This is a genomic window from Protofrankia symbiont of Coriaria myrtifolia (assembly GCF_900634755.1).
Classification (GTDB): Bacteria; Actinomycetota; Actinomycetes; order Frankiales; family Frankiaceae; genus Protofrankia; species Protofrankia coriariae.
The window spans coordinates 1-12435 of sequence record NZ_CAAAFS010000099.1; the positions used below are offsets into that span (position 1 = coordinate 1).

The following is a 12435-nucleotide window of genomic DNA, read 5'->3' on the forward strand; positions in this document are numbered from 1 at the left end:
CGGATCACGCGCACGATCCTGACGTATCGGGTCATCTCCGTATCGGGTCATCTGCCGTCGGTCGCCGGATACGCCCTGCGGACGGACGCGGCGCCCCCGGCCCGCTCCCCGGTGGGACGCCGGAAGGGCAGCACGTCGGCCGATCGCGGGGTAGCCAGCCGGCCGGCGTCCCGCAGCAGGGCGGTGGCCTCCTCGGCCGGGCACGGTGGGCTGATGAGCGTCCCCTGGGCGAGGTCGCAGCCGAGAGTGGACAGGGCGTTGAGCGTCTCGGCGTCCTCGACCCCCTCGGCGACGACCCGCAGCCCGAGGTCATGGGCCAGCGCGACGGTGGCCCGCACGATCGCGGAGTTGGCCCGGTCACCGGCGACGTTGTGGACGAACGACTGGTCGATCTTCACCTCGTGCAGGTCGAACTGCCCGAGTACGTTGAGCGCGCCGTAGCCGGTGCCGAAGTCGTCCACGGCCAGCCGCACCCCGAGGTCGCGCAGCGCGGCCAGCGAGCGCACGGTCGCGGCGGACTCGGTGACGACCGCCCGTTCGGTGATCTCCAGGGTGAGCGCGGCCGCGGACAGCCTGTTCGCCAGCAGCAACTGCGCGATCTCGGTGGCCAGGCCCGGTTCCAGGAGATTGCGCGCGAACAGGTTTACGGAAATACCCACTCGGGCGCCGTCCGCATGCCACTGGCCGGCTGCGGACAACGCCTCCCGCAACACGGTGCGGGTGAAGTCGCCAATGCGTCCGGACTGTTCCACGGCACCGATGAAAGCGTCGGGGGAAAGCCGGCCGGGAACCGGGTGGTTCCACCGCACGAGGGCCTCGAAAGCAACGATCCGGCCCGTTTCCAGGTCGATCTGCGGCTGGTAGCACAGGTTTATGTCGCCATGGTCGAGCGCGTCGTGCAGGTCCGCCATCAACGCCATGTGGGCCAGCGTGGAGGAATCCTCGTCGGCCCGGTAACGCCGGTAGCCGCCGTGCGTTCTCTTGGCCTGGTACATGGCGACGTCCGCGCGGCGCAGCAGTTCGTCGACGGTGTCGCCGTCCTCGGGCAGGCAGGCGATACCGATGGACGCCTCGACCGAGAGCATCATCCCCTCGACGCCGACCGGGCGGGCCAGCACCCTGGTCAGCGTGGCCGCGATGGTCTCAGCGGCATCGGCGTCACGGATCCCGGTCAGCAGTATGGCGAACTCGTCCCCGCCGATGCGGGTCACCAGGTCGCCTGCGCGGACGCCGCGTCGCAGCCGTTCGGCGATCCCGCGCAGCAGTTGGTCGCCGGCGTCGTGCCCGAGGGTGTCGTTGACGTCCCGGAACCGGTCGAGGTCGACGAGCAGCAGGGCGGAGCGCGACCCGGTGGCGGTGGCGGCGATCGCCTCGGCGGTGCGCCGTTGGAGCATCCGGCGGTTGCCCAGGTTGGTCAGGGCGTCGTGGAATGCCTGGTCGTGGGCTTCGGCGTAGGTGTTGGCGTTCGTGATCGCAAGCGCCAGCAGGTTCGCGAACGCGGCGAGGACGGCCTGGTCGTGGTCCTTCCAGGGGGCCGGCCGGGCGAAGTTCAGCCGCAGCACCCCGACCTGGCCGGCAGGCCCGGTCAGCGGGGTGGCGACATGGTCGGTTCCGCGCTGGAAGCCGGTCGGTGATCCGGTTGGTGATCCGGTTGCTGATCCGGCCGGCCGGGCTGCCGGCGCGGGCACCGGCGCGTGTGGCACCGGCGACTGGGACACCGGCGACTGGGACACCGGCGGCGGGACCGGGTCGACGACGAGCTCCACGCCGTCCGGCCGGAAGATCTCATAGGCGATCTCCGTCGCGCGGGCCTCGATGGCTGCCCGGTTCAGAATGGCGAGGTCCTTCGCGGCCGCGTTGAGCTGGCGTCAGCGGTCACGCTGCTGGGCCGAGTCGACCTGCATCCGATAGACCATCACCAGGCCCACCAGGACCGGCGGGAGGACGATCAGCGTCACCGGGCTGGTGTAGGCGAGCGCGACGGCCGCGCAGCCGACCGCGATGCCGCCGGCCGCGATCAGCGTGCTGATGCCCATGGTCTCGCGCAGGGTCCGGCGCAGCGGCGTCCCGCGCGCCGCGGAGATCACCATGGACACGGACAGGCTGGTCCACAGGCAGACCGTGAGGCCGGCCGGTGCGGCGAGCAGGATCTCGGCGCCCTCCAGATGTCCTGCCCGCCCGCCCGACAGCCACAGGACGCCGGCCGCGATCGCGGTGCCCAGCGTGGCGCTGGCCCCGTTGAAGAGCACCTTCACCGGCGCTCTGCGCAGGATGGCATGCATGATCGGGACCGCTACGGCGCTGATCGTGACGAGCTGTGGGGCGGGCAGCAGGGCCAGCCCGATGACCACGCTGGCCTCGCTGAGGTCGTAGTCGCCGGTGTGGTGCCCCGAGCGCACCCGCAGCAGGGGTATCGGGCCGATCGCGAGGCAGACGATCCCGAGGGTCAGCCGGTACCACGAGACCGGTTCGGCTGTCTGAGGCAGGCGGGTCAGGCAGATCGCGGTCACGGCCGCCGCGGTGGAGGTGACCATGACGAGCACCAGGTGGTACCTGGACGGTACGAACCGTGCACGCGTGCCGACGGCCATATGGTCTCCCGTCCTGCCTGCGGAGGTTGCTTGATCGGGCCACCGGGATCGCGCCGCCTGGACGGCGGCGCCCCCCGGTGCCTTACGTAGGCTTGACGCTACGGTCATCGTTCACTACGCCCCGATCATGTACTACGCGGTGGGGGCGGGGCGAGCTGATACCGATATTGCTGGGGGCCGTACTGCTGGGGGCCGCCGTGGCGGCCCCGTCCGACTTGTGTGTCGACGGCTCGTTCGCCGGTCAGGGGTCGGCGGCCGACAGGTCGGCTCCCGTGGGCCAACCGCCGGCCGGCGCGTACCACCCGCTGTCTGGCCGGCTGCCGCGGACCGGGCTGGTTCGACCAGCCCGACCGTCACGGCCGCGGCCCGACCGTCCCCGACCGTCATGGCCGGCCCGGTGAGCGGGTGCCCCGCCGCCCGCGGCGGTACCGCCGACACCGTTAACCGTACCGCGGTGCTTTCTCAGCCCCAACTGACGCCGTTCATGCCCTCGTCGTTGTTCTTCTTCATTTTCAACACGTCCTTTCCTTCCCATGCGGTGGCGCTGGTTGTCCGTCGGGAGTCGCCGACTGGCGTCGGTGCGTGTGTGATGCGTTCCGTCCTGGTACCGGTCCTGTTTTCAGCCCCAGCTGACGCCGTTGTTCATGGCGGCCCACTCCTCTCCACTGCTGATCCAGCCCATAGCAATTCATCCAATTCATACATATATGGACAAAAATATAAATAAAAGGGCTATGTACGGGCAATGGTGCGCTGGTGGTGCATGCTTGGTCGCAGCGGGCTGTCGGCGTCCTGGTCGCTATCCGTAGGCAAGAGTCCGAGGTGTCGCGCGACGGGTCCGGGCTGCTGTTGATGAGGTCTTTCGTGTCGGGCAACGAACCGTGACCAAAAAGATAGCCAAACCAGGACCGAATACAACTAAATACACCATTTCGGTTACCTGCTGTTAGGGTATGGGCGTATCTGTCGCGCCCACGCTGTGGTCCTCGTGCCGTTCGACGGCCGACCCGCGTACATCTGCTGGTAACCAATAGTGTTCATTGCTGTTCACCGGATGCTGGGGTGTGCCTCCGTGTGCTGGCTTCGACGCGGTTCGCCATCCGGCCGATGAGCGCTCGGACGGGACAGGACGGGACGGCCGGCGCGGCACCTGGAAGCTGGCGGGGCGCCGCGGGCACCGCGGGCACCGCGCGCACCGCGGACGCGGCGCGGCGGGAGCGCTGTCCGGCCTGTCGGTCGAAGATCGATTCGGCTTCCCGCCCGTGCCCGGTGGTCCGGGGGGAACTCGGCCCGCGCACGCGCCACAATGGAGTCCGTGCCACTAGCCACCGCCGCACCCGAAGAGGTCCTGGAGTCCGACGAGGTCGCCGAGCGCGACCGGCCCTGGGTCACGATCGTGTGGAACGACCCCGTCAACCTGATGTCGTATGTGACCTACGTCTTTCAGAAACTGTTCGGTTTCAGTCGGGAAAAAGCCAAGGCCCTCATGCTCGACGTCCACCGCAAAGGACGGGCCACCGTCTCCTCCGGCACCCGGGAGGAGATGGAGCGGGACGCCACCCGTCTGCACGCCTACGGCCTGTGGGCCACGATCGCGCAGGACTAGACCGTGCCTGATGGATCCGTGCTGGTTGGCGTGACCGAGCCGCTTGGGCACGAGCGCGAGGCGCCCAACGGATCCGTGCTCGGTGGATCCGTGTCCGTTCGGTGGCGGTCGGTGCGGACGGTGGGCCGGGTGGCCTCCCATGGGCTGGAGGAGGAAACACTGGAGAAGGAACCAGCGGAGCTGTCGGTGACGTTAGCAACGCGACGGGCGGTTGTCCGGGGGCCGGTCCGCGCGATCGAAGATCTACCGGACGTGGCCCGGGCCGATCACTGTTGACCTTGGTTGGGAGAGCGTGTCCAACGGATTCAGCCGTACCGGGGACGGCGTCGAGATGGTCCTCGGTCCGCTTCAGGCGACCCTGCTGGCCGAGCTGATCGGCCAGATCGAGGCGCTGCTGGAGCCGCCGCCGGTGGCCGACCCGCTGGAGGCGATCGTCGGCCTGCGAGCCGTGCCCCCGGCGGTACCGGAGGACCCGGCGGTGGCCCGGCTGCTTCCGGATGCCTACCCGAACGACTCGGAGGCCGCCGCCGACTACCGCCGCCGCACCTCCGACGACATCCGCGCGGGCAAGCGCGACGCCGCGCGCCGGGCACTGGCCACCGTGCCGGCCACGGGCGGCCGGGTGCTGCTCGACGATGCCGCCGTCCAGGACTGGCTGGTCACCCTCACCGACCTGCGGCTGGTGCTGGGCGCCCGGCTGAACCTCACCGACGACGCGTCGGCCGAAGCCCTGTACGACATTGGCAGCCAGGACTCGCGCCGTCCCGTGGTCGAGGTGTACCTGTTCCTCGGCGACCTGCAGGAGCAGCTCGTCCAGGCTCTGCTGTGACATGCCCTGACGCGATGTGAACATGTCCTGACACGGTGTACGTGCCCTGACGTGGATGGCCCGCTGTGACACGGCTACTGTGACATGGCCCTGTGACACGGCCCCTCGCGTCCCGGACGCCGGCGGTGGCCCGCCGGGAGCGGCCCCGCAGGCACAATCGGATCATGGGCAGGCATTCTTCGCCATGTACGCATGATCGTGGCTCGTGGTGGATGCCACTCGTCGTACGGTTGGCCCGTGCTGCGCATCGATCGGGCCGTCTACGAGGCCATCATCGCCCATGCCCGGCGGGACCATCCCGACGAGGCCTGCGGGATCGTCGCGGGCCGGATCGGGTCGGACCGGCCGGAGCGCTTCGTGGCCATGGAGAACGCGGAGCGGTCACCGACGTTCTACCGGTTCGACTCCATGGAGCAGCTGCGGGTCTGGAACGAGATGGATGACCGGGACGAAGAGCCAGTAGTGATCTATCATTCACATACCGCTACCGAGGCCTACCCGTCCCGCACGGACATCCCGCTGGCCCAGGAACCCGGCGCCCACTATGTCCTGGTCTCGACCCGCGACCCGGAGAAGATCGAGTTTCGTTCGTACCGCATCATCGACGCAGTCGTGACGGAGGAGCCGGTGGAAATCGTCTGACTGTTCACGACGTTGTGTCGGGTGTCGCGCGGAGCCGGGCGCGCATCCTCGGGATGAGGGATCCGGGGCAGGGCGGGGATCCCTCAGGGCACGGCACCAGCGGCCGGGCGGTGGGCTGGTGGCCTGTTCACATGCTGTCGTACCAGGGACGATGCACCAGGGGCGATGCACCACCAGGGACGATGGCGGACAGTTCGACCGCGCTCCGGCCCTCGGGCGGCGTCCGAAGGCCGGAGTACGGCTGACGGCCAGGGCGGGACCGAAGGCCGGAGCGTGACCGGACGGCTGCCGGAGCAGGACCCGAAGATCGAAGATCGAAGACCGAACAGCAACACGGACAGAGCACGACGAAGAGGAGCAGCATGGCAGTCCAGGTCCGCGTGCCGACGATCCTGCGCAGCTACACGGGCGGGTCCAAGGTCGTCGAGGGTGTGGGAGACACGCTCGCGGCGTTGTTCATCGACATCGACAGCCACTTCCCGGGGCTGCGAGGCCGGCTCGTCTCCGAGGACGCCGGTGGGCTGCACCGCTTTGTGAACATCTACATCAATGACGAAGATGTTCGTTTTCTCGGCGGTCTCGACGCGAAAATTTCCGATGGTGACACTGTGACGATTCTCCCCGCCGTCGCTGGCGGCTGCGACATCATGCCGGCGACAGCAGACATCTGAGACGGGTAGGCCGGAAGAGCTCATGCGTTTCGACTCCCTGGTGGACTCGGTTGGCCGCACCCCCCTGGTCGGCCTGCCCAGGCTCTCGCCATCCCCGGACGTCCGGTTGTGGGCCAAGCTGGAACAGGACAACCCCACTGGTTCGATCAAGGACCGGGCCGCGCTGTGGATGATCGCGGACGGGGAGAAGCGCGGCCTGCTCACCCCTGGCGCCACCGTTCTCGAACCGACGTCGGGGAACACCGGTATCTCGCTGGCGATGGTCTGTCGCCAGCGGGGTTACCGGCTGATCTGCGTGATGCCGGAGAACACCTCGGCGGAGCGGCGGCAACTGCTCGCGATGTGGGGCGCCGAGATCGTGCACTCGTCCGCGAGCGGCGGCTCCAACGAGGCCGTTGCCGTGGCCAAGCGGCTGGCGGCCGATCATCCCGACTGGGTGATGCTCTACCAGTACGGAAACCCGGCGAACGCGCAGGCGCACTACGAGACGACCGGTCCGGAGATCCTCGAGGATCTTCCGTCCATCACCCATTTCGTCGCGGGGCTCGGTACCACCGGGACGCTGATGGGCACCGGACGTTTCCTGCGCGAACGGGTTCCGGGTATTCGGATCATCGCGGCGGAGCCCCGGTACGGCGAGATCGTGTATGGCCTTCGCAACATCGACGAGGGCTTCATCCCCGAGCTCTATGACGGCAGTGTGCTCACCACCCGTATCTCGGTGGGGCCGAAGGAGTCGCTACGGCGGACCCGGCAGATGGTCGAGGAGGAGGGGATCTTTGCCGGGATCTCGAGCGGCTGCATCCTGCACGCGGCACTGATCGAAGCGGACAGGTGCGTGCGCGCCGGGCAGCGCGCGGACATCGCCATCATCGTCTGTGACGGGGGCTGGAAATACCTGTCGACCGGCGCATACGCGGGGACGCTGGAGGAGGCCGAAGCCGCACTTGAGGGTCAGCTCTGGGCGTGACGGGCAAGCCGGCGGGCGCGGTCGGAGTCGGTGTACCCGGCCGCGGCACGGCAATGATCACGATTTTTCTCCCACGTCTCAGGATGGTCCCTGATGTGCCCGGATGCACTCTGATACCGACTCGTCCGGACTGTCCAAAATTCGACATGGGTTTCGTGACCACTGCCACAGAGTCGGAACGGGATTTCGGGCTTAGTCTGATCGCTCATGAGCGGCGCGCCCATCGGGGTATTCGGTAGCGCGGATGGCAGTCATGCCGTCGCGACCGTGATCTCCGATCAGCTCCCGATGAACCCCGATCGAATCCCGATCGGGCCCCGCCACGTCCCCGCCCGCCGACGAGGCGTGCCAGGACGATCATGGTCGGTATCTGTGATCGCCACATCCGCCCGCGCCGCGAGCCATCCCGCGGGCCCGTCCCGGCCGCGCGTGTCCGGGGCGCTGAGGCAATCTTCGCGTCCGCCGGCCACCCCGACAGCGCTGGCAGAACCGGCGCGGTCGCGGTCGTGACCGCCCACGCCGCCCGCGGTGTCCCCGTGGGCGGCGCGCCTTACGACGTCTTCCCATCCGCCGGCTCTCCAGGACGCGGCCGGCTGCCGGCCCATCCCTGGAGGTCAGGAGCGAGATCGTGGTTCGAGGAGCCGGAGGCCCTCGGCCGGATCAGGGCCTGTTCGGCGCTGTGTCGAGAAGTCGATGCGTACTCATTGATCCCGGGCTATACCATCTGTCACCTTTTGTTGACCGGCGTCATCGGCTTTGTCAGGGGAGAGGGCGTCACATTGGCGAGTAGCGCAGAAACCGCAATGAAGGATCACCAGCAACCTGGTCGGCGCGGAGCACTCGATGATCCGGGCCGACCCGGACCGGTCCTCCGCCGGCGCGCGGCGGCCAGCCCGCGCCCCGCGCGGGCGGTACCGGTACTGACAACATCAGTACCGGCGACACCAGCCCGGACGGTATCGGTACTGACGGCATTGGCGGTGGCCCGATGAAGCTCACGATTCTGGGATGTTCGGGAACCTACCCGGGACCCCGGTCGGCGTGTTCGTCCTACCTGGTGGAGTCCGACGGCTTCCGGCTGGTACTCGACGCCGGGAACGGCTCCATGAGCGAGCTGCAGCGGCACTGCGACCTGCGGGACGTCGACGCGCTGCTCGTCTCCCACCTGCACGGTGACCACTGTCTCGACCTGGTGGTGAACTCCTACGCCCGCCGCTACCACCCGGAGGGAATGCCGCCCAAGCTGCCCGTCTACGGGCCCATCAACACCCAGGAAAGGCTGTGCTCGGCGTTCGAGCGCTGGCCGGAGGACTCCCTCGCCGACATCTACGACTTCCGGACGATCAGCCCCGGCCGGCTGGACGTGGGCCCGTTCCGGATCGATCTGGAGCGGGTGGCGCACCCGGTCGAGGCGTTCGGGATGCGGGTGACCGCCGAGGGGCGCTCCCTGACGTACTCCGGTGACACCAGCGCCTGCGACGAGCTGGTCCAGCTGGCCCGGGACACCGACCTGTTCCTCTGCGAGTCGGCCTTCCTGGACGTCCCGGACAACCCCCCCGGCGTGCACCTGTCGGGGCGGGAGGCCGGCGAGCACGCCACCAAGGCGGGCGTGGGCCGTCTCGTGCTCACCCATCTGGTGCCGTGGGGAGACGCCGAGCGCAGCCGCGAGGAGGCGGCCGGCGCTTTCGACGGCCCGCTGACCCTGGCCGAGACCGGCGCCATCTACGAGATCTAGCCACGGCATCCGGGCCATCCCCGTCCGGACCGGCTGCCGGACCGGCTGGCCGCCGGTCGGCTGAGCGCGTCGTCCGCGCGGCCAAGAGCCGTCGCGGGCGGCCCGTCGGGAACCGGCGCCAGGCTGGGACGCGACCCGGGCCGGCAGGCCTATCAGGCCGGATTCAGCCTGGTATGTCGGACTCCGCGGACACCGGACGCCGGTTGCCGGTTGCCTGTGTCGCCGCGGGCGCGGATCTGGTTCCTGGCGCCACTGGCCGCGATGTCGCGACCGGGCCGGTCTGGGCAGGGACCGGCAGGTGCCCGGTGCGGGCGCTGGGCACGCCTGTCGATCCGGGCACCTGCCGGCCCGGACACGTCCACTGGCCCTGGCCCGTCGGTGGGACGCCCGTTGGCGGGTTTTTCGTACTGTCGCTGATGATGTCCGGTTGGATTCGACCGGTGTCGAGTTGCGTCCGCCCGGTAGGGTCAGTCGTCGTGAGACGTTCCGACGGCAGGACATCCGGGGAACTCCGCCCGGTGAACATCACCCGTGGCTGGCAGGACCACGCCGAGGGCTCGGCGCTGATCGAGTTCGGGCGGACGCGGGTGCTGTGCGCGGCATCGGTCACCGAAGGCGTCCCGCGCTGGCGCAAGGGCAGCGGGCTGGGCTGGGTGACCGCGGAGTACTCGATGCTGCCGCGGGCGACGAACACCCGCAACGACCGCGAGTCCGTGCGCGGGCGCATCGGTGGCCGCACGCACGAGATCTCCCGGCTCATCGGCCGCAGCCTGCGTACCTGCATCGATCTGAAGATCCTGGGCGAGAACACGATCGCGATCGACTGTGACGTCCTGGTGGCCGACGGCGGCACCCGTACCGCGTCGATCACCGGCGCGTATGTCGCGCTGTCGGACGCGTGCGGCTGGCTCGGCCGTCCGGACGCCCTGATCCGCAGCGTGGCGGCGGTCAGCGTCGGGGTCGTCGCCGGCCGGCCGCTGCTGGACCTCGCCTACGACGAGGACTCCGGCGCCGACACCGACATGAACGTGATCTGCACCGGTGACGGCGGCTTCGTCGAGGTGCAGGGGACGGCCGAGGGCCTGCCGTTCGACCGCGCGATGCTCGACCAGTTGCTCGATCTGGCCGTCGGGGGCTGCGCGCGGCTGACCGAGGTCCAGCGGGCGGCGCTGGCGGGCCCGCGCCCGGTACCCGCCGGCGGAGCGCGACCGGGTACCCGGTGACCACCCTCCCCGATGAAGGAAGCGTGGTGAGCGGCCCCGGCCACGGGCGTCCCGTGGGCAGCGGCCCCGGCGGCCCTGGCCCTGGCGCGGAGGTGTTGGGCGGGAGCGGGCCCGTCGAGAGCCGGCAGTGGCCCCGGCGGGTGGTGCTGGCCAGCCGTAACGACGCCAAGCTCGTCGAACTGCGCCGCATCCTCGCGCTGGCCGGTCTCGACGTCGAACTCGTGGCGTTGCCGGACGGCCCCGACGTCCCCGAGACCGGCGCCACCTTCGCCGAGAACGCCCTGATCAAGGCGCGGGACGCGGTGCGGGTGACCGGCCTGCCCGCGGTCGCGGACGACTCGGGCCTGACCGTCGACGTGCTCGGCGGCATGCCCGGTGTCCTGTCCGCCCGCTGGTCCGGGCCGTTGCCCGGTGCCAGCCGGGCCGAGCGGGACGCCGCCAACAACGCGCTCGTGCTCGCCCAGCTCACCGACGTCCCCGAGGAGCGCCGTGGCGCGGCCTTCGTGTGCGCGGCCGCGGTGGTGACGCCGGCGGGCGCCGAACGGGTCGTGCACGGGGAGATGCGCGGGCGACTGCTGCGGGAGTCCCGCGGGGACGGCGGTTTCGGCTATGACCCGCTGTTCCTCCCCGACGGGCAGAACCGGACCAGCGCGCAGCTGCGCCCGGCGGAAAAGGACGCCATCAGCCATCGAGGACATGCCTTCGGCCAGCTCGCGGCCGTCCTACGGGAGCTGCTGGCCCTCTGACGGCTGCTGTCGGCCGAGGGCCGTCCGTTCGCGTCACTTCGTCCGTTCGAGCTGTCCCGTCCCTGTTCGCCCGGGTCGTTCCGCGCGTGCCGTCCCGCCTGGACCGCCGTGCCTGCCTGCGTCCTCTGTTTGCCTGCGCTGTGTCATGTGGTTGCGTCGCGTGTTCGTGTTGTCTCTGATCCGTCTTGCATCGGGCAGCCGTCGGTTATGTCCGGAGAGTTTCACGGGATCATTCGACACCCGGTATCCGGGCACTTTCTGTTACCGGATTGTCAACGCTGAGCGGGCAGCGGCGAAATCCGGCAAAAGATGAGGCGGTGGAGCGCATCAAACCGGGTACATGGATGCCAATCGCCGTGTAGGCTGGAACCACCTGTAATCGATCAGTGACTATTTGCTATCGGCAGGGTAGGTTAAGGACGCGGCTGAGGTGTCCGGGTCGTTCCATCCGTCCCCGACTCGTGACACCCCAGTCGCGTCCTCGATCACCCTGGGTTGTCGGGCGTCGGTTGGTCACAAGCTGGCCGGTGGCGCCAGCGCTGCCGACGAGCCCCGGGTGCTCAGCGCCCGCCGGTCAGTGCTGGTTGCCTATGTCGATCTCCTGTCGGATCCCCGGAGCCGCCCGTTGTCGGATCTCCGGATTCGCGCACAGCACCGCGGCCGGCCACCATCGTTCGACCACGTCCTGGACAGCGTCCAGACCGAACTGGTCGTCGACATGGGCCAGCGCCGCCCGGAACTCCGCTTCGAACACGGCCCGCTGGTCGGCGTCCAGCGCGGCATGCACCGCGGACCCCGTCTTGTCCACTCGGATCCGCAGCCCGTCCAGCGAGGCCGGCACGTCCGTATCAGCCATGTTTCCATTGTCTCGCTCCGCCTGACGGTAACGCGGACGGGGTGTACTGCTTTCTGAACGTGAAGGAGTCGGGGCTCGCGGTGCACCCTGCTCGGACGAACCCGGATCCAGGACAAACCCAGGATTCAAGACGCACCGGAGTCACGATGAACCCGGAGTCACGATGAACCCGGAGTCACGATGAACCCGGAGTCACGATGAACCCGGAGCCACGATAACCCGGAGCCAGGATGAACTCGGGCTCGGTCAGATACCGGTGAACCTGGAGGCCGGTGAGGCACGCCGCCGGTTCGCCGCCGCCAGGGTCGCCCGGCTCGCCACCGTGGACGCGGCCGGGCAGCCGCACCTGGTGCCGGTGACCTTCGCGCTCCAGGACAACGCGATCGTCACCGCGGTGGATCACAAGCCCAAACGGTCGACGGCCCTCAGACGCCTGGCCAACATCGCGGCCAACCCGCGGGTCACCCTGATCGCCGATCATTATGACGAGGACTGGCAGACCCTGTGGTGGGCCCGCGCCGACGGCCTCGCCCGCGTCATCCCCGCCGAACCCCCCGCCACCGCAC

At 69.3% G+C, this 12435-nt stretch carries 13 protein-coding genes; 10 read left to right on the forward strand and 3 right to left on the reverse strand.

The window, feature by feature from the left end; genetic code table 11:
- Positions 1–47: 47 nt before the first annotated feature.
- Both CM1CMNOD_RS05650 and CM1CMNOD_RS05655 read right to left on the reverse strand, forming a co-directional pair.
- Complete coding sequence (locus CM1CMNOD_RS05650; protein WP_013872704.1) at positions 48–1766, reverse strand: putative bifunctional diguanylate cyclase/phosphodiesterase; 1719 nt, start codon at positions 1764–1766, stop codon at positions 48–50.
- 102 nt (positions 1767–1868) lie between these two features.
- The gene (locus CM1CMNOD_RS05655) at positions 1869–2591 is read right to left on the reverse strand and encodes a hypothetical protein (protein ID WP_013872705.1); all 723 of its coding nucleotides are present in this window, start codon (positions 2589–2591) and stop codon (positions 1869–1871) included.
- Between the two features lie 1315 nt (positions 2592–3906).
- On the opposite strand from CM1CMNOD_RS05655, the gene clpS reads away from it, so the two are divergent.
- The 9 genes from clpS to rdgB all read left to right on the forward strand — a co-directional run bounded on the left by clpS (position 3907) and on the right by rdgB (position 11013).
- Complete coding sequence (clpS, locus tag CM1CMNOD_RS05660) at positions 3907–4197, forward strand: ATP-dependent Clp protease adapter ClpS (protein ID WP_237703006.1); 291 nt, start codon at positions 3907–3909, stop codon at positions 4195–4197.
- A 30-nt stretch (positions 4198–4227) separates the two neighbouring features.
- A complete protein-coding gene (locus CM1CMNOD_RS05665; protein WP_131772251.1) occupies positions 4228–4473 on the forward strand; it encodes a hypothetical protein in 246 nt (81 codons plus the stop codon).
- Positions 4474–4489: 16 nt separating this feature from the next.
- Positions 4490–5026 (forward strand): DUF2017 domain-containing protein, encoded by a 537-nt coding sequence (locus CM1CMNOD_RS05670; protein ID WP_013872708.1) that lies wholly within the window; start codon positions 4490–4492, stop codon positions 5024–5026.
- Between the two features lie 237 nt (positions 5027–5263).
- Positions 5264–5668, forward strand: a complete 405-nt coding sequence (locus tag CM1CMNOD_RS05675) for a Mov34/MPN/PAD-1 family protein (RefSeq protein WP_013872709.1) — start codon at positions 5264–5266, stop codon at positions 5666–5668.
- Between the two features lie 362 nt (positions 5669–6030).
- Positions 6031–6339 carry a MoaD/ThiS family protein gene (locus CM1CMNOD_RS05680; protein WP_013872710.1) on the forward strand — a complete coding sequence of 103 codons (309 nt, stop codon included), beginning with the start codon at positions 6031–6033 and terminating at the stop codon, positions 6337–6339.
- 22 nt (positions 6340–6361) lie between these two features.
- Positions 6362–7309, forward strand: coding sequence for a PLP-dependent cysteine synthase family protein (locus CM1CMNOD_RS05685; protein WP_013872711.1), 948 nt, complete (start codon positions 6362–6364; stop codon positions 7307–7309).
- A 988-nt stretch (positions 7310–8297) separates the two neighbouring features.
- Positions 8298–9044 (forward strand): MBL fold metallo-hydrolase, encoded by a 747-nt coding sequence (locus CM1CMNOD_RS05695; protein WP_013872712.1) that lies wholly within the window; start codon positions 8298–8300, stop codon positions 9042–9044.
- Positions 9045–9520: 476 nt separating this feature from the next.
- A complete protein-coding gene (gene rph, locus CM1CMNOD_RS05700) occupies positions 9521–10267 on the forward strand; it encodes a ribonuclease PH (RefSeq protein WP_013872713.1) in 747 nt (248 codons plus the stop codon).
- A 95-nt stretch (positions 10268–10362) separates the two neighbouring features.
- A complete protein-coding gene (gene rdgB / locus CM1CMNOD_RS05705) occupies positions 10363–11013 on the forward strand; it encodes an RdgB/HAM1 family non-canonical purine NTP pyrophosphatase (protein WP_050803714.1) in 651 nt (216 codons plus the stop codon).
- 574 nt (positions 11014–11587) lie between these two features.
- Here rdgB and CM1CMNOD_RS05710 read toward each other — a convergent pair.
- On the reverse strand, positions 11588–11869 hold the full coding sequence (locus CM1CMNOD_RS05710; RefSeq protein WP_013872715.1) for a DUF6247 family protein: 282 nt from the start codon (positions 11867–11869) through the stop codon (positions 11588–11590).
- Between the two features lie 256 nt (positions 11870–12125).
- Between CM1CMNOD_RS05710 and CM1CMNOD_RS05715 the strand changes: the two genes are divergently transcribed.
- A partial coding sequence (locus tag CM1CMNOD_RS05715) for a TIGR03668 family PPOX class F420-dependent oxidoreductase (RefSeq protein ID WP_131773873.1) occupies positions 12126–12435 on the forward strand: 310 nt, incomplete at its 3' end.